Origin of the sequence: Serratia sp. CY37869, assembly GCF_052168895.1 — a bacterium.
In the GTDB taxonomy this organism is placed as follows: domain Bacteria; phylum Pseudomonadota; class Gammaproteobacteria; order Enterobacterales; family Enterobacteriaceae; genus Serratia; species Serratia ureilytica.
Window position 1 is genome coordinate 85380 of record NZ_JBJNLU010000005.1, and the last position, 19116, is coordinate 104495.

A 19116-nucleotide genomic window follows, 5' to 3' on the forward strand; every position below is an offset into this window, starting at 1 on the left:
AAAACGGTAACAAGCATGTTAGACAAAATTATTCGAATTGCCACCCGACAAAGCCCGCTTGCACTTTGGCAAGCACATTATGTGCAGCAACGTCTGATGGCCTGCCATCCCGGCCTGCAGGTCGAGTTGGTGCCGATGGTCACCCGCGGCGACGTTATTCTGGATACGCCGTTGGCGAAAGTCGGCGGTAAAGGCCTGTTTGTTAAAGAACTCGAGCTCGCGCTGCTGGAAGGCCGCGCCGACATCGCCGTGCATTCGATGAAAGACGTGCCGGTCGATTTCCCTGCCGGGCTCGGTTTGACCACCATTTGCGAACGCGAAGATCCGCGCGACGCTTTTGTTTCCAATCGTTTCGCCTCGCTCGATCAGCTGCCGCTGGGCAGCGTGGTCGGCACCTCCAGCCTGCGCCGTCAGTGCCAGCTGCGTGAACGCCGCCCGGATCTTGTCGTGCGTGACCTGCGCGGTAACGTCGGCACTCGCCTGGCCAAGCTGGACAACGGCGACTACGACGCGATTATCCTGGCGGTGGCCGGCCTGAAGCGTTTAGGCCTGGAGCAACGCATCCGCAGCCCGCTGAGCGCCGAAGAGTGCCTGCCGGCGGTCGGCCAGGGTGCAGTCGGCATTGAATGCCGTCTCGACGACAGCGTCACCCGCGCGCTGCTGGCGCCGCTGAACCATGCGGCCACCGAAACCCGCGTGCGCGCCGAGCGGGCGATGAATACCCGCCTGGAAGGCGGCTGCCAGGTGCCGATCGGCAGCTATGCCGAACTGGATGGCGACAGCCTGTGGCTGCGCGCCCTGGTCGGCGCGCCGGACGGCAGCCAGATGGTGCGCGGCGAACGCCGCGGCCCGGCCGCCGAGGCCGAACGGATGGGCATTGAGCTGGCGGAAGAGTTGCTGGCGCGCGGCGCGCGCGAGATCCTGCGCGAGGTTTATCAGGGAAATCCGCCGGCATGACGATCCTGGTAACCCGCCCATCGCCTTCGGGGGAGCTGTTAGTGAGCCGGCTGCGCGCACTCGGCCGGGTTGCCTATCATGCACCGCTGATCGACTTCGCGCCGGGCGGCGACCTGCCGAAGCTGCCGCAGGCGTTGCAGCAGCTTAGCGCCGGCGATCTGGTGTTCGTGCTGTCGCAACATTCGGTGAGTTATGCCGATTCGGTTATCGGCCGCGCCGGGCTGAGCTGGCCCGCTCACCTGGCTTATTACGCCATCGGCCGCACCACCGGGCTGGCGCTGCACCGCATCAGCAGTTTGCCGGTGGAATACCCGCGCGAACGCGAGATCAGCGAAACGCTGCTGTTGCTGCCGGCGCTGCAAAAATTGGCGGGCAAACGCGCGCTGATTTTACGCGGCAACGGCGGCCGCGAACTGTTAGGGTCGACGCTGAGCGAGCGCGGCGCCGACGTCAGCTATTATGAATGTTATCAACGCAGCCCGGTGCACTACGACGGCAGCGAGCAAAGCGCCCACTGGCAGCGCGCCGGTGTGGATACGCTGGTGGTGACCAGCGGTGAAATGTTACAACAGCTCTATACTTTAGTTCCTGATTACTATCGTTCTTCATGGCTGCTGCGTTGCCGCCTGGTAGTAGTGAGCGAACGCCTGGCTACCCTCGCCCGGGAATTGGGCTGGCGTACGATTCGGGTAGCTGACAACGCCGATAATGACGCGCTGATCCGCGCGCTACAATAATCTGACTATGGGATGTGCCACTATGACGGAACAAAATACCCCAGCCGCCCCGGTTGAAGAACCCACCACCGCGGTTGAGAGCTCCCAGCAGCCAGCCGCTGCCAGCCGCAAAGGCAAGAACACCGGCCCGGTGCTCGGCGCGATCGCTATCGTGCTGGTCATCGCCCTCGGCGCGGGCGGTTATTACCATACGCATAAGCAGGCACAACAGCTGATCGCCGCCAATCAGGCGCTGCAGCAGCAGCTTGACGGCGTGAAGCAGAGCCAGCAGCAGGAAAGAAATGCGCTGGAAGGCTTGTTGCAACAACAGGGTAAAACCCTGGACGCCGCCGATCGCGAGCAGGCGAACCTGGCGCGCCAACTGAGCGAGCTGCAGGAAAAAGTGGCGACCATCTCCGGCAGCGACGCCAAAACCTGGCTGCTGGCGCAGGCCGATTTCCTGGTGAAAATGGCCGGCCGCAAGCTGTGGAGCGATCAGGACGTGACCAGCGCCGCCGCGCTGCTGAAAAGCGCCGACGCCAGCCTGGCGGACATGAACGATCCGAGCCTGCTCGACGTGCGCCGCGCCATTACCGAAGACATCAGCACGCTTTCTACGCTGACCCAGGTCGATTACGACGGCATCATCCTCAAGGTCAATCAGCTGTCCAATCAGGTGGATAACCTGCGCCTGGCCGATAACGACACCGACGAAGCGCCGATGGATCAAAACAGCAGCGAGCTCTCCGGCTCGATCGGCGAATGGCGGCAGAACCTGGCCAAGAGCTGGCGCAATTTCATGGCCGACTTCATCACCATCCGCCGTCGCGATACCAGCGCCGAACCGCTGCTGGCCCCGAATCAGGACATCTACCTGCGCGAAAACATCCGTTCGCGCCTGCTGGTGGCCGCACAGGCCATTCCGCGTCACCAGAACGAGACCTACAAGCAGTCGCTGGAAACCGTCTCCACTTGGGTGCGCGCCTATTTCGACACCACCGACCCGGCGACCAAGGCCTTCCTTGAAGAGCTGGACAGCCTGAGCCAACAGTCGATCTCGATGGACGTGCCGGATCAGCTGAAAAGCCAGCCGCTGCTCGAGAAAGTGATGCAGACCCGGGTGCGCAACCTGATGACCCAGTCCCCTGCCGCTCATCAGGAGGGTTAAGCCATGTTACGCGTGCTATTTCTGTTCCTGGTGGTGATCGCCAGCGTGGTGCTCGGGCCGATGTTGGCCGGGCATCAGGGCTATGTGCTGATCCAGACCGATAACTACAATATTGAAACCAGCGTCACCGGCCTGGTGATCATGTTGGTGCTGCTGTTCGTGGTGCTGCTGGCGATCGAGTGGATCCTGCGCCGCATCTTCCGTACCGGCGCCCGCACGCGCGGTTGGTTTATCGGCCGCAAGCGCACCCGCGCGCGTCAGCAAACCAAAGCCGCGCTGATCAAACTGGCGGAGGGCGACTACAAGCAGGTTGAAAAACTGATGACGCGCAACGCCGATCACGCTGAGCAACCGGTGGTGAACTATCTGCTGGCCGCCGAGGCTGCGCAGCAACGCGGCGATGACTTCCGTACCAATCAGTATCTGGAGCGGGCCGCCGAAGCCGCCGATACCGATCAGCTACCGGTGGATATCACCCGGGTTCGCATCCAGCTGGCGCAGGGCGAGAACCACGCCGCGCGCCACGGCGTCGATCGCCTGCTGAACCAGGCGCCGCGCCATCCGGAAGTGTTGCGCCTGGCGGAACAAGCCTATCTGCGCACCGGCGCCTATGCGTCGCTGCTGGAAGTGCTGCCGTCGATGCGTAAAATCGAACTGCACAGCGAAGAGCAACTGCAGGCGTTGCAGCAACAGGCTTACATCGGGCTGATGAATCAGGCGATGGCGGACGAAGGCAGCGAAGGCCTGAAACGCTGGTGGAAAGATCAGAGCCGCAAGACGCGTCACGAAGTGCCGCTGCAAATCGCGATGGTGGAGCACCTCATCGAATGCAACGACCACGAACTGGCGCAGGAGATTGTGCTCGACGGCCTGAAACGCCAATATGACGAGCGCCTGGTGCTGTTGCTGCCACGGCTGAAGTCCGGCAACCCCGAGCAGCTTGAGAAAGCGCTGCGTCAGCAGATGAAGCAGCACGGCGCGACGCCGCTGTTGAACAGCACGCTGGGGCAGTTGCTGATGAAGCACGGCGAGTGGCAGCAGGCGGCCGACGCCTTCCGCGAAGCGCTGAAACAGCGTCCGGACGCCTACGATTACGCCTGGCTGGCCGATACGCTGGAGAAACTGCATCGTTCGGATGAAGCGGCGCAGATGCGGCGTGAAGGACTGATGTTGACGCTGAAACAGAACGGCGGCGAATAACGGCCCGCCCGGCAGAGAAAGCGTGGCCTCGGTGCCACGCTTTTTTTTGCCCGTTAGCTTGCTGAAGCGCAAAAAAAAACACTTGCCGCATGGCAAGTGTATAAAGAAGCAATCAGGTCTAGGACAACAGGGGCGGTGCCTCACTCAACGTTTTGCCCTGAGCGTGATGACGGGTTAGTCATCGTTCTCGTGGGCGATAGGCACCCTAAATCGGCTCTGCGTCATTCCCAGGGTTTATGAAGCCTAAGGCGAACATAAGAAATGGAATGAGCATCTACGCTGTAGGTATTGCACTTGGCGTGCCAACTTTCAGATCCAGGAAAGTCTCTATAAAAAATAGCATTCAATTAATTGAAAATATTGAATTTTTATTTACGCCTAACTTTCTCTCAGCATGCCGTCCCCTGTCGTTCTTTACCCACGGCCGATCTGGCGCTGTCGCCGCAAAACGACGACTTAAGCCAAAGCCAATTTTAATGTTTAAAATCAATTAATTATGTGTCTCAAGCTGGCGACAACGTCGAACCACATTGTCGCTGAAAACCTACACACGTGCCGGTTGAGACAAAATGCCAATGTTCAGATACGCAAAAACCCGTGCAATGCTGCACGGGTTGGTCGCTATGCGTTTCGTCGCGGCGGGAAGGACTTACCCTCATAAACGGCGGACGTAAAAAAACCGACTTACGTCGGTTTCTTTGAAACTGGTCGGCGAGAGAAAGATGACGCGCGCCCCAGGATGTAACGCCCAGCGGGCCGTTGCTAAAGCAACGTTGTTTCGCTTCGCGAGGCTCGAACCTCCTGCGGAGGTGCTCATCCTCATAAACTGCAGGCGTAAAAAAACCGACTTGCGTCGGTTTCTTTGAAAGTGGTCGGCGAGAGAGGATTCGAACCTCCGACCCACTGGTCCCAAACCAGTTGCGCTACCAAGCTGCGCTACTCGCCGATTTGTGTTGCTCATACTACCCGATTTATCAGACCGTTGTCCATATAAATCTTATATTTATCAGATATTTTGCGTGGTGCGAAGAGAGGGACTTGAACCCTCACGTCCGTAAGAACACTAACACCTGAAGCTAGCGCGTCTACCAATTCCGCCACCTTCGCACTGTCACAAAATACTGCTAAATCTTCACTTCGCTTAGGAAGTGGGGTGGCTAATGGGACTCGAACCCACGACAACTGGAATCACAATCCAGGGCTCTACCAACTGAGCTATAGCCACCATTACTACTTCTTCTTACTCACGCGGTAATATTACCACCGCAGCTCCTGCGCACAAACTTAATGGCGCGCCCGACAGGATTCGAACCTGAGACCTCTGCCTCCGGAGGGCAGCGCTCTATCCAGCTGAGCTACGGGCGCGTAGCGCCGTTGCGGGAGGGGATACTACGGATTTACGCCAATCCTGTCTAGTGCTTTTTCGCAGAAATGTTGCGTTTGATTACGCTTTGCTCACTCCTGCGCAGGAAAGCGCACTCCGTAGCCCCTTTTCACCGTTTATTGCCGCGTTTCTACCCGATTTTCAGCCGGATGATGTTTCTTATGCATGCCGAAAGCGAAGTAGCACAGGCTGACGCCTGCTAAGAAAATCGCCCCGACCAGCAGGGAAATTCGCGTATCCGGGTTGATTCCCATGCCGACCAGCACGCAAACCAGAAAAGCGATGGTCAGATAGTTCACATACGGGAACATGATCGACTTAAAGCTGTGGTTTTTGATCGCTTCCTTGTGCGCGCGGCGGAAATAGAGCTGGCTTATCAGCACCACGAACCACGGCACCATGCCCGGCAACACGCTGGCGCTGTAGACATAGACGAACACCTGCTCCGGATTAGGGATGATGTAGTTCAGCGCGGAGCCCACCAACAGGCAGCCGATGGTGACGGCGATGCAGTTGACCGGCACGCCGCTGGCGGAAAGCTTGGTCAGCGCCGCCGGCAGTTGGCGATTCTTGGCCAGGGCGTACAGCATGCGGCCGCCGCTGTACATGCCGCTATTGCAACCGGAAAGCGCGGCGGTCAGTACCACAAAGTTAATGATGCCGGCAGCGGCGACGATGCCGATCTTGGCGAAGGTCAGCACGAACGGGCTGCCGGTAGTGCCGATGCCGTTCCAAGGGAAGATGGTCACGATGACGAAGATCGCGCCGACATAGAAGATCAGGATGCGCCACAGGATATTGTTGATCGCACGTTTCAGCGTCACCTGCGGGTTTTTGGCTTCCCCGGCGGTAATGCCCACCAGCTCAACCCCCTGATAGGACGCCACCACGATGCACAGCGCAAACAGGAAGCCCTTCCAGCCGCCGGCAAAGAAGCCGCCGTGCGCCGTCAGATTGGCGAAACCGATAGGTTCACCGCCGTTGCCGAAACCGAAGAAGATCACCCCCAGCCCCACCAGAATCATCACGATGATGGTGGTGACCTTGATCATGGCGAACCAGAACTCCAGCTCACCGTACAGGCGCACCGCCGCCAGGTTGGCCAGCGCCACCATCGCCACGGCGATCAGCGCGGGGACCCACTGCGGTATTTCCGGGAACCAGAACTGCACATACACCCCGATGGCGGTGATCTCGGAAATGCCGACGGCGATCCACATAAACCAGTACCCCCAGGCAGTCAGGTAGCCGAAATAGGGATTCATGTATTTATGCGCGTAAACGGCGAACGACCCGGCGACCGGCTCGAGGAACAGCATCTCCCCCATCGAACGCATAATGAAGAACACGAACAGCCCGGCGATGATGTAAGCCAGCAGTACCGACGGCCCGGCCCATTTCAGCGTACTGGCCGATCCCATAAACAGGCCGACACCAATGGTGCCCCCGAGAGCGATAAGCTCGATGTGCCGGGCCTCAAGGCCTCGGTGTAGCCCTTGCGGTTTCTCTTTGTGTGCCATAAATCCTCAATAATTTTTCTCGGGTTGTGTTTGCCTGCCGGCCGCTGCCGGTCGTTATTGTCATTATTAAAAGAATAAATCATCCCCTGCCGTTCGAGTTGGCATCAACGGGTAGTCGGAGCGAAGTTACCGTGAGAAGAACATCGTTCAGCGCTGTCGCATCAGGCTTCAGCGGCCAGGGATAATTTCCGGGCGGTATCGTTTCGCATTTCGTCGCTATAAGCAAACCGCAATTTAAAACTTTATGGAATAAATGCGGCGACGTTTAGGGCTGGGGGTTATAGATATGCGGGAGAAATAGGCAAAAGCAGATTATTGGTACAGCAGACCGGGGCGAACCGACACATTCCACCCCGGATAAGCGATTACATTTTACCGCTGTAGTAGTAGCCGACAAACTTCAACAGCTTCAGCTGCCGGCCGATACGGCTGGGCTGGCTGAGCAGGCGGTAAAGCCACTCCAGACCGAGTTTCTGCCACACCTTGGGCGCACGCTTCACATGGCCGGTAAACACGTCGTAGGTGCCGCCCACGCCCATATACAGCGCCTGCGGATGCACCTTGCGGCAGTCGCGCATCAGGATCTCCTGCTTCGGCGATCCCATCGCCACCGTCACGATGGCGGCGCCGCTGGCGCGAATACGCTCGAACAGCGCCTCTCGCTGCTCCGGTTTGAAATAGCCGTCCTGGCTGCCCACCAGGTTAACGTTCCACTGGCTGCGCAGCTTCCGTTCGGTTTCCGCCAGCACCTCCGGCTTGCCGCCGACCAGGAAGACCGGCGTGCCTTCACGGCCGGCGCGCTGCATCAAGGCTTCCCAAAGATCGGCGCCCGCGACGCGCGAAACGTCCGCCGCCGGGTATTTGCGGCGAATCGAGCGCACCATGCTGATGCCGTCGGCGTACTTGTACTCCGCTTCATCCAGCAACGCATGCAGCGCCGGGTCCTCTTCCGCCTTCAGGATCTTTTCCGCATTCATGGCCACCAACGTGCCCTGTTTGACTCGGCCGCCGTCGAACAAAAAGTCCATGCAGTGCGCCATATCGCGAAAGCCCCACAGGCTGAAACCGCGCAGCTCATACTGCGGCACCGAAATCTTTGTTTCCATCGTCGTCATTACCCTTACAAAAAACCGTCCGCCCGTGGGGGAGAGGCCAGCGCGCGGGCGCGCGTCACTCTGGCCTTGATGAGCCCGGCGGTATCGAACAGCCAATACAGCAACTTCGCCAGCACCAGACAGGCGCCGAAAATAATGCAGAAGAACACCACGCGCGAAACGAATGAGTCCACCCCTTCGCGCGCCAACACGATCATGTTGAACACCGCGCCGAAGCAGAATCCTTGCAGGATAGCCGCCTTATAGCGGTTCGGTTCGGTTTTGCCCAACTCATACAGCCAGTCGAACCACTTGATGATCATGCCCACCAGAATCGCGCCGAGCGGGATGAACAGCGCGCCGCCCATCACCACCAGCGAACCGATCAGCGTCGGGGATATCGCCAGCCCGGAGTGGTTGTTCAGCACTTCCCAGGTAAAATAGTTGGCCGAGTTCAGCACCACGTCCGGCCGGCCCGGCCATAGCCACGTTGGGATAAAGACGTAGAAATCACGCAGGATCGGCGCCAGGCCCTGGAAATCGATCTTGTCGTAATTTTGCAGCAGCAGCGCCAGATTTTCCCACGGCGAGAAAGTGTCTCGGGTCAGATAGAGGAAGGTATAAAACGCTTCCGCGCCGCTGACGTCCAGGCTGTAGCGCTTCAACGCCAGCCAGAACATGCCGACCACGCCGAATATGCCGGCCGCCGCCAACATCCACAGCGTGATCCAGCCGCGCACGATGCCGATAAACAGGAACAGCGCGAAGGCGATGATGATATTGGCGCGGGTGCCGCCGACGATCACGTAGGTCAAAATGCCGAACGCCACCGTCGCCACCAGGAACAAGAACCAGGCGCGCAGATCCTGCCGCAGGAAATAGACCACCAGCATCGCCGGAATGAAGAAGTAGAAGAACCGTTTGAGCGCCACGCCGGACACGTCGCTGGAGAAGATCTGGCTGTAGGAATTGAGCTTGAACAGCAGGAAGCCGTTCTGCATGAAGAAGATACCCACGGTCCCGATCGCCACCAGCGCCAGCAGCACCCAGGTCATATGGGTTTCCACCCGGTTCATGGTGAACAGCGCCGCGCGCGGCTGAGAGCGGCGCTTGCGCAGCCGGGTCTTGTAGGTGACGTAATAGATGGCGTAAAACGCCGTCGCCGACAGCAAGGCGTACAGCAGAAACTCCACCGGCACCACCTCGACGTCAAACTGAAACACCAGCAGACAGGTCAGCGGGAAGCCGAAATAAAACGTCAGCAAATACAGCAGCGAGAAGAAGACGTTGAAGTTAAAGCGCACGCGCCGAAACTCCTGGTAGGTCAGCGTCAGAATAAACGTCAGGCTGACCAGGTAGACGACGAACAGACCGCCGAATTGCGCCAACGTCATGAGTGCTCTCCCGCCGCCAGCGCCAGGGCTTGCTGCCAGCCATCGACATAGTTCGGATTAAAGAAGGCGATCGTCTGCTTATCCACCGCCGCCAGCTGACGCTGCGCTTCGCGCACCACCGCCTCGTCGAGCGAGTCGCCGTAGAACAGCACCGGCAGGTGCTGTTCCGCCAAATCCTGCCAGAACGGGTTCTGCCGGCTGAGCACGAAAGGCACGCCAAACTGAATCAGCAGACACAGGGTGCCTATCCCCTGCTGGCGATTGAAAATGAAATAACCCAGATCGCAGGCGCGCAGGATGTTGAGGTAGTCCTCAAACGCCACCTGCTGCGTGAGCAGCTGCAGGTTTTTCTCGCCGAACAGCGGCAACCCGGCGGCGCGCACCTGCTCGATGTAGGCGTCGTTATTGGCCGGATAGCCCATCGGCAGGATCACGCGCACGTCAGCGCCGAACTGCTGATGTATCGCCTGCAGCGCTTCGATATGCCGGTTGCTGCGATCGCCGGAGTTGCCCACCAGAATCGTCATCGGCCCGGCCAGATTTTTCTCGACGTGAACGTCGGTCAGCGCCGGATCCATCCGCGTCGGGAAGTACAACAACGAGGCCGGCACCCGCGCATGGCGCTGCTGATAGTGGATCACGTCGCCGCGGGTGGCGAACACGTTCCCCACTCGCCCCTGAGCAATGCGGCGCAGCAGGTAAAACAGCCGAAATTTCCAGCTGGTGGCGTCTTCGTACAGATCGGCACCCCAAATATGCCAACTGACCTGATGCGCCTTGATCTTGCCGCTCAGCAGCGCCAGCCACAGCCCCGGGTTAAACTGACCGTGCAGGAAGAAGCGCGCATCGCGATCGGCCTGGGCGCGGGCGATCACCGCCGCCGCCAGGCTCTTCTTGTCGGCGTAAGGCTCAATGTTCAGGGCGGGGAAATCCCCCAGTGCCGCCACATCCTTGGCCGCCACCATAAAATGCCGCGTCTGCTCAGCCGGCAAACGCGGCGCCAGCACGTCGTTGAAGAAGCGCAGCACCGTCTGGTTATGATGCGGGATATCGGATCCCAGAACGTGAATCAGTGTGGTCATACTCGTCTACGATAAATAAGAAACACGCAGCTACAGAGCGCGAAATACACGATGTAGGTTGCCATATAGGCCTGAGCCGCCCCCAGCGCGCCGCGCAGCGGGATCAGCCAGTGCGAGAACAGCGTCAGCAGCAGAAACTGGCTGACTTCCGTCAGGATATAAAAGCGCAGCGACGCTTTGGCGATCACCAAATAGCCGAACACATAGGCCCCGACTTTCAGCACGTCGCCCACCAGCTGCCAGGCAAACAGATCGCGCATGGCGACGAACTTGTCCGAGAACAGCAGCCAGATGGCGAAATCACGCAGCAACCACACCGTAAAGCTCGCCGCCGCTACCGCCGGCAGCACGAATTTCAGCGAGCGCACGATCTCCCGCGAGATGGCGCCCTTGTCCGTCAACCGCGACAGCGTCGGCAGCAGATAGACGGTAAACGAGGCGGTGATAAACTGCAGATAGGCATCGGAAATGCTGCTGACGCCTTGCCAGATCCCCACCTCATCCCAACCGTAATGCGCGGCCAACAGGTTACGCATCATCACGTAGGCCACCGGCAGCGTCACCGAGGTGATCAACGCCATGAGGGTGAATTTGCCGAGGTTGCCGGCCACCCCTTTGTCCCAGCGCGGAGCCAGGTAGCGCAGCGGCAACGTTTTGCGCCGCCACAGCATCAGCCCGGCCGGCAGCACCACCAACGCCGGCACCAACGCCAGCCCTGCCAGCGCGCCTTCATAGCCGCCCAGCTTGAAGCACAGATAATAAGCCACCACGCCGATCAGGCTGCCGCCGATCACCGCCAGCGCGTTGCCCATCGCGTCGCGATAGCCTTTCAGCACCGCCATGAACAGGTTGGCGTAGGCGATGCCCATCTGAATGAAGGCGACGGCGCGCACCACGCCGACGTAATCGGCATGCCCGAACAGCCCGATGCTGATCGGCTCGGCGGCGAACAAAAACACCAGCGCCAGCAAGGTCGAAAAGCCCAGCACAATGCTCGACGCGGTGCCGACCGCCAGACGCAGACGCTGCGAGTCCTGGTGGTACTCCGCCACGTATTTGGTGATGCCGTTAAAAATGCCCGCGCCGGACAGCACGCCCAGCACGGTGATCAACTGGCGAAAGTTACCCGCCTGCCCCACGCCGCTGGGGCCAAACGCCACCGCCAGCAATTTCACCACCAATAGCCCCACGCCAATTTTGATCAGCGTAGAGCCGGCGGTCCATATCGATGCTTTTGCCAACGACATATCAGGCGAAGAAGCTCAGAATGGTATTGATTACCGTACGCTGATTGACATCGGACATATTGTAGAACAGCGGCAAGCGCACCAGACGCGCACTTTCCTGCGTGGTGTAACGGTCTTCGCCGGCAAAGCGGCCAAACTGTTCGCCGGCCGGGCAGTCATGCAGCGGGATATAGTGGAACACGGCCATGATTTCGGCTTCCTTCAGGTAGTCGATAAAGGCCGTGCGCTCTTCGATATCGCGCAGCTTGATATAGAACATGTGCGCGTTATGCACGCAGTCCGCCGGAATGCTCGGCAACTCGATACGGCCTGACCGAACCAACGGCAGGAAACTGTCGTAGTACTTCTGCCACAGCGACAGGCGGCGCTGGTTGATGCGCTCCGCCACTTCCAGCTGACCCCACAGGTAGGCGGCCTGCAGGTCAGACATCAAGTAGCTGGAGCCGATGTCGCGCCAGGTATATTTGTCGACCTGGCCACGGAAGAACTGGCTGCGGTTGGTGCCTTTCTCGCGGATGACTTCCGCCCGATCGATCAGGGCCGGATCGTTCACCAGCGTCGCACCGCCTTCGCCGCCGGCGGTATAGTTTTTGGTTTCATGGAAGCTGAAGCAGCCGATATGGCCGATGGTGCCCAATGCCTTGCCTTTATAGGTCGACATCACGCCCTGCGCGGCGTCTTCCACCACGAACAGGTTATATTTCTTCGCCAGCGCCATGATGGTATCCATCTCGCAGGCGACGCCGGCGTAGTGTACCGGCACGATCGCGCGGGTTTTATCGGTAATCGCCGCTTCGATTTTGGTTTCGTCGATGTTCATGGTGTCCGGACGCAGATCGACGAACACCACTTTGGCGCCGCGCAGCACAAAGGCGTTGGCGGTTGAAACGAAGGTAAAGCTCGGCATGATCACTTCGTCGCCCGGCTGAATATCCAGCAGGATGGCGGCCATTTCCAACGACGCGGTGCAGGAAGGCGTCAACAGCACTTTCGCGCTGCCGAAATGCTGTTCCATCCACTGCTGGCAGCGACGGGTAAAACCGCCGTCGCCGCACAACTTGCCGCTGCCCATGGCAGCCTGCATATATTCCAGTTCAGTGCCAACAACCGGTGGTGCGTTAAATGGAATCATGTCTACCTCTGTATAACCAGTACGCGGTGCTTTCAATCACGGCACCCTGTCGTTGATAGAGTCGTAATGCGGCGATATTGCCTATCTGGGTCGCGACCCGCAGGTGCTGCATCCCCTGACGCCGGGATTCGGCGAGCGCCGCCGCCATCAGCCTGGAACCAATCCCCCGGCCGGATGCGCCGGGGAAAGCTGCCAACAGGCCGATGCGTGTTTCCCGTTCGCCCAAATTGCGCAGGCTGACGAATCCTTCTGGGTGCCCCTGTTCGTCCAGCGCCAACAGGCACTGATGATCGAAGGTGCCCAAAACGGCCTTTTCGATCCACAAAGCATAAAACCGGCCGCTGTCATCAGGTTGATACCAGGGCGCACGAAAGCGGCTGGCGGCGAACGCCTGAGCCGCCGCGCTACGCAATGCGGGGATATCGGCCTCGGTCGCAAAGCGTATCGCCTGTACGCGGTCACCAAATTCAAGTATCGACCTGTTATCAAGCGCCAAAACCAGATCGACCTCGCCCTCAACCAGGCGGAAGCCGAAATCGGCCAATCCATCCGCCAAGGCCAGTTGCTGCGCGGAGATTTTGGCCTGCACCAGGGCATAAGCCGCCAAGTCGGCCTCAGCCAGAACCGGGGCTGAGGAGGAGAAGATGAGTTTCGCGCTGTCCAGCGCGAAAAACTCACTTTCCCATGACAAAGGCTCAATAATGGCGTGGACGCACATGCAGCAAATCCAGCAAATACTTGCCATAGCCGGTTTTGGACAAGGAGTGGGCGGCACGTTTGACGCCCTCATCATCCAGCCAACCGTTGCGCCAGGCGATCTCTTCCAGACAGGCGATTTTAAATCCCTGACGTTTCTCGACCGTCTGCACGAAGCTACTGGCTTCCAGCAGGCTGTCGTGAGTCCCGGTGTCCAACCAGGCAAAACCGCGCCCCAGCAGCTCGACAGTCAGATCACCGCGCTCCAGATACATCTGGTTGATGCTGGTAATTTCCAGCTCGCCGCGCTCGGAAGGCTTCACCTGCTTGGCAAACTCCACCACCTGGCTATCGTAGAAATACAAGCCGGTTACCGCCCAATCGGATTTCGGTTTTTTCGGTTTTTCTTCGATCGACAGCGCGCGGAAATTGTCGTCAAACTCCACAACGCCAAAGCGCTCAGAATCCATGACCTGATAACCGAACACGGTGGCGCCCTCGGTACGAGCCGCGACGGTTTTTAATTTCGGACTGAAAGACTGGCCGAAGAAGATGTTATCTCCCAACACCAGGCAGCAAGAATCGCCGTTGATGAACTCCTCGCCGATCAGGAACGCCTGGGCCAGGCCTTCCGGCTTAGGTTGCGCGGCGTAGCTGAGATTGACGCCAAACTGTTCGCCATTACCCAGCAAACGTTCGAAGGACGGCAAATCCGCTGGGGTCGAGATGATTAAAATGTCGCGAATCCCCGCCAACATCAGCACCGACATCGGATAATAAATCATCGGTTTGTCATAGATCGGCAACAGCTGTTTGGACACACCGCGCGTGATCGGATGCAAACGCGTGCCGGAACCGCCGGCCAGAATAATACCTTTCATACTAGCTCCCAAATCCGCAGCGCCTTATAAGGACAGCACTGCGCTACATTCAATCGGACAGCCCCAAACGCTCGCCGGCATAAGAACCGTCTTGCACCCGGCGCCACCAGACTTCGTTATTCAGGTACCAAACCACGGTTTTGCGAATGCCGCTTTCGAACGTTTCCTGCGGCCGCCACCCCAACTCACGGTCGATCTTGCCAGCGTCGATGGCGTAACGCATATCGTGGCCCGGACGATCCTTGACGTAAGTGATCAGATCGCGGTAGTGCGCCACGCCCTGCGGTTTGTTCGGCGCCAGTTCTTCCAGCAGGTCACAGATGGTCTGCACCACTTCGATATTCTTGCGCTCGTTATGGCCGCCGATATTGTAAGTTTCGCCCACCACGCCTTCGGTCACCACCTGATAGAGCGCGCGCGCGTGATCCTCGACATACAGCCAGTCGCGCACCTGCGCGCCGTTGCCATATACCGGCAGCGGTTTACCAGCGACGGCATTCAGGATAACCAGCGGGATCAGCTTCTCCGGGAAGTGATAAGGGCCGTAGTTGTTCGAACAGTTGGTGACGAGGGTCGGCAAACCATAGGTGCGCAGCCAGGCGCGCACCAGATGATCGCTCGACGCCTTGGAAGCGGAATACGGGCTGCTCGGCGCATAGGGCGTGGTTTCGGTGAACAGATCGTCAGTGCCATGCAGATCGCCGTACACTTCGTCGGTGGAGATATGATGGAAGCGGAAAGCCTGCTTCTTCTCCGCCGCCAACGGCTGCCAATAGTGGCGCGCCGCTTCCAGCAGGGTGTAAGTGCCGACCACGTTGGTCTCGATAAACGCCGCCGGGCCGTCGATAGAGCGATCGACGTGACTTTCCGCCGCCAGGTGCATCACCACATCCGGCTGATAGCGGGCAAACACCCGATCCAACCCGACGCGATCGCAGATGTCGATCTGCTCGAAGGCATAACGATCGCTGTCGGCCACTACCGCCAGCGACTCCAGGTTACCGGCATAGGTCAGCTTATCCACCACCACTACGCTGTCGCCGGTGGCCTCGATGATATGTCGCACGACCGCAGAACCAATAAATCCGGCGCCACCGGTGACTAAGATACGCTTCAACGCCAAACTCCTTTGGTATCCACCACCCAGCTTTGCTTGATCTCTTCCGGCCGGATGGCCTTGAACTGCTGATGATCGACCAACATCACGATCACATCGGCCTGCTGCAACGCCTCAGCGATCGTTTTCAACGCCACATGACCCACCAACGATGCCGGCAGGTGTTCGACGTTAGGTTCCACGACTAGCGTTTCCCCCGAATGCCAATCAGCAATCAAATGGGCAACTTCCACCGCCGGGCTTTCACGCAGATCGTCGATATTGGGTTTGAACGCCAGGCCGAAGCAGGCGATTTTCACCTCGGACGCGCGCTTGTTAGTCGCGGCCAGGCAATCGGCCACCGCCGCTTTCACCCGGTCGACTACCCACAGCGGTTTACCGTCGTTTACCAGGCGCGCGGTGTGGATCAGACGCGCCTGCTGCGGATTCTGCGCCACGATAAACCACGGGTCGACGGCGATGCAGTGGCCGCCGACGCCCGGGCCAGGCTGCAGAATATTCACTCGCGGATGACGGTTCGCCAAACGAATCAGTTCCCAGACGTTGATCCCCTGCTCGGCGCAAATCAACGACAGCTCGTTGGCGAAGGCAATGTTCACATCACGGAAGCTGTTTTCCGTCAGCTTGCACATCTCGGCGGTTCGCGCATTAGTCAGTACGCATTCACCCTCGAGAAAAATCTTGTATAGCGCACTGGCGCGCGCCGAGCACTTCGGCGTCATACCGCCGATCACACGGTCGTTTTTAATCAGCTCCACCATCACCTGCCCCGGCAACACGCGCTCCGGGCAGTAGGCAATATTCACGTCCGCCGCTTCGCCCGCTTGCTGCGGGAAGCTGAGATCGCTGCGCGTTTCAGCCAACCATTCCGCCACCTGCTCAGTGGCGCCCACCGGCGAAGTGGACTCAAGGATCACCAGATCGCCTTTTTTCAGCACCGGCGCCAGCGACTTCGCCGCTGTCTCGACATAGCTCAGGTCGGGTTCATGATCGCCCTTGAACGGCGTGGGCACCGCGATCAGAAACGCATCGGCCGGCTGCGGTTTGGTCACCGCCCGCAGATAACCGCCCTCAACGGCGTCCTTGACCACTTTATCCAGATCCGGTTCGACGATGTGGATCGCGCCACGGTTAATGGTATCTACCGCATGTTGGTTTACATCAACGCCCACCACTTTTTTCTTGCGTGAGGCAAACGCCGCCGCCGTTGGCAAGCCGATATAACCCAGACCAATGACAGAAATAGTGTCAAAGCTCATAGTGTCACCTGATGATTCTTTAAGGCTTCGAGGATACGCTGGCAGGCATGTCCGTCACCGTATGGGTTATGCGCCCGGCTCATCGCTTGATATTCGCTTTCGTCCGTCAACAACCGAGTTACCGTATCAACGATTTTGGTCACATCGGTCCCAACCAGACGCACCGTTCCCGCATCCACCGCCTCCGGGCGCTCGGTGGTATCGCGCATCACCAGCACCGGCTTGCCTAACGAGGGCGCCTCTTCCTGAATGCCGCCGGAATCGGTCAGGATCAGGTGCGCTTTGGTCATCAGATAAATAAACGGCAGATAATCCTGCGGTTCGATCAACATGATGTTATCGATACCTTTCAGAATACGGTTGACCGGCTCGCTGACATTCGGGTTCAGGTGCACCGGATATACTACCTGCGCCTCCGGGTGGTTGCGGGCTATTTGAGCCAACGCGCTGCAGATCCGCTCAAAACCGCCGCCGAAACTTTCCCGGCGATGGCCGGTGACCAGAATCAGTTTTTTGTCGGCGTCGAGGAACGGGTAACGCTGCGCCAGGCTAGCCTGCAGAGCGGCATCGCTCATCACCCGATCACGCACCCAAAACAGCGCGTCGATTACCGTATTGCCGGTCACGAAAATCTGATTATCCGGCAGTGTTTCGCGCAGCAGGTTTTGACGTGAATTTTCGGTCGGCGCAAAATGGAATTTCGCCAAATGCCCCGTCAGAGTTCGGTTGGCTTCTTCAGGCCAAGGGGAGTACAGATCGCCAGTACGCAATCCGGCTTCCACATGCCCGACAGGAATTCGCTGATAGAACGCCGCCAGGCTGGTCGCCAGCGTGGTGGTGGTATCGCCGTGCACCAGCACCACATCAGGTTTGAACTCTTCCAACACCCCTTTCAGCCCTTCCAGGATGCGACAGGTGATTTCCGTTAGCCCCTGGCCAGGTTTCATGATGTTCAGGTCGTAATCCGGCGTAATCTCAAACAACCGCAATACTTGATCCAACATCTCACGATGCTGCGCCGTTACACAGACCTTTGCGTCAAAGGCCTCATCCTGAGCCAAAGCATGTACCAGCGGCGCCATTTTAATGGCTTCAGGTCTGGTGCCGAAAACAGTCAACACTTTCACAGAGAATCTCTTTTTGGTCAGTTAAGCGCAGGCGTACCTGCGAACCGAGCGCACTAAGCGCCCATCGGTAAGTTAAATCTATGGTTACTTCGGCTGCCGACGCGCCAAGGCCACACCGGCGCCAACCAACGCGCCCATCGCGCCCCACAAAATCAGCCAGAAGACCCGGCGTGGGCTGTCGCGTTTTACCGGCTCTTCCGGCGTGCGCAAATAGCGATAGGTCTGGAACTTCTCATCCAACGTCGGGCCAACATTCAGCGTCGCCAGCATTGCGCGGTTCTGATCGTAATCCAGATCGTAGGTCGGGCCGGAGGCCTGCAGGCCTTCCAGACGCGCCTGCAGCATTGGCCGGCCCAGCAAGAACAGATCCGAATCCGGCAACTGTTCGGCCGGAGTGTCGGTTTGCGTACGGCTGATCCCCTGGCTCTCGGCAATTTTCAACGCCTGTTGCGTGGTGTTCAGCTCGCGCTTGTAAACCGACTCCGCGACCGCTTCCTGACGCTTGACCTGTGCCTTCATCGAGGTGGTGCGAGCGGCCCACGCGCCCTGGATCTCTTCGTTCAGGTGCAGGGCTGCGCGGTGGCTGGCGAAGGCCACGTATTGTCGCAGCAGGCGGTTGGCGTCCGCGGCGGTTTCCGCCGTCAGCTTCACGCCGTCGTTCGGGACTTTTTTGTCGTCGCGCGGCGTAAACAGGATGTTATTGATCAGCTCGTCGAGCAATGCCGCATCGGCACGGGCATCCCCTTCCTGACGCTGTTTGTAGTAATCGCTCTGCAGCCAGAAATCGCGACGCGTGTCGTAAGCCGCCAGCTGCATGATGAATTCATTGTACGCTTCATCCGCGATGCTCGGCTGATCGCCGGCCGCCGCCGCCGGCAGCGTGCGCACATCCAGATTGCGCAGGAACTGCTGCTGGGAGTAATAACCGCCCAGCGCATTCACCGTCGGCCTGTCGGTGATCGCGGTGGCGCTCCACTCTTGCTTAACCAGGTAAGAAACGATCAGCGCGACCGCCGCGAACAGCACCGCAATGCCGATAATCCACGGTTTGCCGCGCCACAGGGTGCAGCACAGGCCGCGGATATCGAGTTCGTTATCCACCGCCGGGGTATGCTTGTCAGACGTTGTTTCTGGATTCATCA

16 protein-coding genes, 4 tRNA genes and 1 other RNA gene are annotated in these 19116 nt (G+C 59.0%); 4 read left to right on the forward strand and 17 right to left on the reverse strand.

Annotated elements, in window-relative coordinates:
* Positions 1-15: 15 nt before the first annotated feature.
* From hemC to hemY, 4 genes are read left to right on the forward strand one after another with little or no spacing between them, the layout of a single operon-like run.
* Complete coding sequence (gene hemC / locus ACJ8J1_RS21925; protein WP_033645026.1) at positions 16-957, forward strand: hydroxymethylbilane synthase; 942 nt, start codon at positions 16-18, stop codon at positions 955-957.
* Complete coding sequence (gene hemD, locus ACJ8J1_RS21930; RefSeq protein ID WP_033645028.1) at positions 954-1694, forward strand: uroporphyrinogen-III synthase; 741 nt, start codon at positions 954-956, stop codon at positions 1692-1694. The genes hemC and hemD overlap by 4 nt, the downstream gene beginning before the upstream one ends.
* A gap of 22 nt (positions 1695-1716) precedes the next feature.
* Entirely contained in the window at positions 1717-2841 is a 1125-nt protein-coding gene (gene hemX, locus ACJ8J1_RS21935; RefSeq protein ID WP_033645029.1) for a uroporphyrinogen-III C-methyltransferase, read from the forward strand.
* Positions 2842-2844: 3 nt separating this feature from the next.
* Positions 2845-4041: a protoheme IX biogenesis protein HemY gene (gene hemY / locus ACJ8J1_RS21940; RefSeq protein WP_033645031.1), complete on the forward strand. Its 1197-nt coding sequence runs from the start codon at positions 2845-2847 to the stop codon at positions 4039-4041.
* Positions 4042-4747: 706 nt separating this feature from the next.
* On the opposite strand, the gene ACJ8J1_RS21945 is transcribed toward hemY, so the two are convergent.
* The 17 genes from ACJ8J1_RS21945 to wzzE all read right to left on the reverse strand — a co-directional run bounded on the left by ACJ8J1_RS21945 (position 4748) and on the right by wzzE (position 19114).
* A non-coding RNA gene (locus ACJ8J1_RS21945) (RtT sRNA) lies at positions 4748-4876 on the reverse strand.
* 34 nt (positions 4877-4910) lie between these two features.
* A tRNA-Pro gene (locus ACJ8J1_RS21950) sits at positions 4911-4987 on the reverse strand.
* Between the two features lie 74 nt (positions 4988-5061).
* Positions 5062-5148: transfer RNA gene (locus tag ACJ8J1_RS21955), tRNA-Leu, on the reverse strand.
* 42 nt (positions 5149-5190) lie between these two features.
* Positions 5191-5266: transfer RNA gene (locus tag ACJ8J1_RS21960), tRNA-His, on the reverse strand.
* Between the two features lie 63 nt (positions 5267-5329).
* A tRNA-Arg gene (locus ACJ8J1_RS21965) sits at positions 5330-5406 on the reverse strand.
* 135 nt (positions 5407-5541) lie between these two features.
* Positions 5542-6945 (reverse strand): bifunctional threonine/serine APC transporter ThrP, encoded by a 1404-nt coding sequence (gene thrP / locus ACJ8J1_RS21970; RefSeq protein ID WP_004934226.1) that lies wholly within the window; start codon positions 6943-6945, stop codon positions 5542-5544.
* 365 nt (positions 6946-7310) lie between these two features.
* Positions 7311-8051, reverse strand: a complete 741-nt coding sequence (gene wecG / locus ACJ8J1_RS21975; RefSeq protein ID WP_033645032.1) for a lipopolysaccharide N-acetylmannosaminouronosyltransferase — start codon at positions 8049-8051, stop codon at positions 7311-7313.
* A 14-nt stretch (positions 8052-8065) separates the two neighbouring features.
* Positions 8066-9433, reverse strand: a complete 1368-nt coding sequence (gene wzyE / locus ACJ8J1_RS21980) for an ECA oligosaccharide polymerase (RefSeq protein WP_033645034.1) — start codon at positions 9431-9433, stop codon at positions 8066-8068.
* Positions 9430-10515 carry a TDP-N-acetylfucosamine:lipid II N-acetylfucosaminyltransferase gene (locus tag ACJ8J1_RS21985; RefSeq protein ID WP_033645035.1) on the reverse strand — a complete coding sequence of 362 codons (1086 nt, stop codon included), beginning with the start codon at positions 10513-10515 and terminating at the stop codon, positions 9430-9432. Before ACJ8J1_RS21985 ends, wzyE begins: the two co-directional genes overlap by 4 nt.
* Entirely contained in the window at positions 10512-11762 is a 1251-nt protein-coding gene (gene wzxE, locus ACJ8J1_RS21990) for a lipid III flippase WzxE (RefSeq protein ID WP_033645036.1), read from the reverse strand. The genes ACJ8J1_RS21985 and wzxE overlap by 4 nt, the downstream gene beginning before the upstream one ends.
* A gap of 1 nt (position 11763) precedes the next feature.
* Positions 11764-12894: a dTDP-4-amino-4,6-dideoxygalactose transaminase gene (gene rffA, locus ACJ8J1_RS21995; protein ID WP_033631478.1), complete on the reverse strand. Its 1131-nt coding sequence runs from the start codon at positions 12892-12894 to the stop codon at positions 11764-11766.
* On the reverse strand, positions 12881-13612 hold the full coding sequence (gene rffC / locus ACJ8J1_RS22000) for a dTDP-4-amino-4,6-dideoxy-D-galactose acyltransferase (protein WP_033645038.1): 732 nt from the start codon (positions 13610-13612) through the stop codon (positions 12881-12883). Before rffC ends, rffA begins: the two co-directional genes overlap by 14 nt.
* Positions 13590-14471: a glucose-1-phosphate thymidylyltransferase RfbA gene (gene rfbA, locus ACJ8J1_RS22005; protein WP_033645039.1), complete on the reverse strand. Its 882-nt coding sequence runs from the start codon at positions 14469-14471 to the stop codon at positions 13590-13592. The genes rffC and rfbA overlap by 23 nt, the downstream gene beginning before the upstream one ends.
* A gap of 49 nt (positions 14472-14520) precedes the next feature.
* Complete coding sequence (gene rffG / locus ACJ8J1_RS22010; RefSeq protein WP_033645040.1) at positions 14521-15588, reverse strand: dTDP-glucose 4,6-dehydratase; 1068 nt, start codon at positions 15586-15588, stop codon at positions 14521-14523.
* Entirely contained in the window at positions 15585-16847 is a 1263-nt protein-coding gene (wecC, locus tag ACJ8J1_RS22015; protein WP_033645041.1) for a UDP-N-acetyl-D-mannosamine dehydrogenase, read from the reverse strand. The genes rffG and wecC overlap by 4 nt, the downstream gene beginning before the upstream one ends.
* The gene (wecB, locus tag ACJ8J1_RS22020; protein WP_033645042.1) at positions 16844-17974 is read right to left on the reverse strand and encodes a non-hydrolyzing UDP-N-acetylglucosamine 2-epimerase; all 1131 of its coding nucleotides are present in this window, start codon (positions 17972-17974) and stop codon (positions 16844-16846) included. The genes wecC and wecB overlap by 4 nt, the downstream gene beginning before the upstream one ends.
* Before the next feature lie 84 nt (positions 17975-18058).
* Positions 18059-19114, reverse strand: coding sequence for an ECA polysaccharide chain length modulation protein (gene wzzE / locus ACJ8J1_RS22025; RefSeq protein WP_033645043.1), 1056 nt, complete (start codon positions 19112-19114; stop codon positions 18059-18061).
* Between the last annotated feature and the right edge of the window lie 2 nt (positions 19115-19116).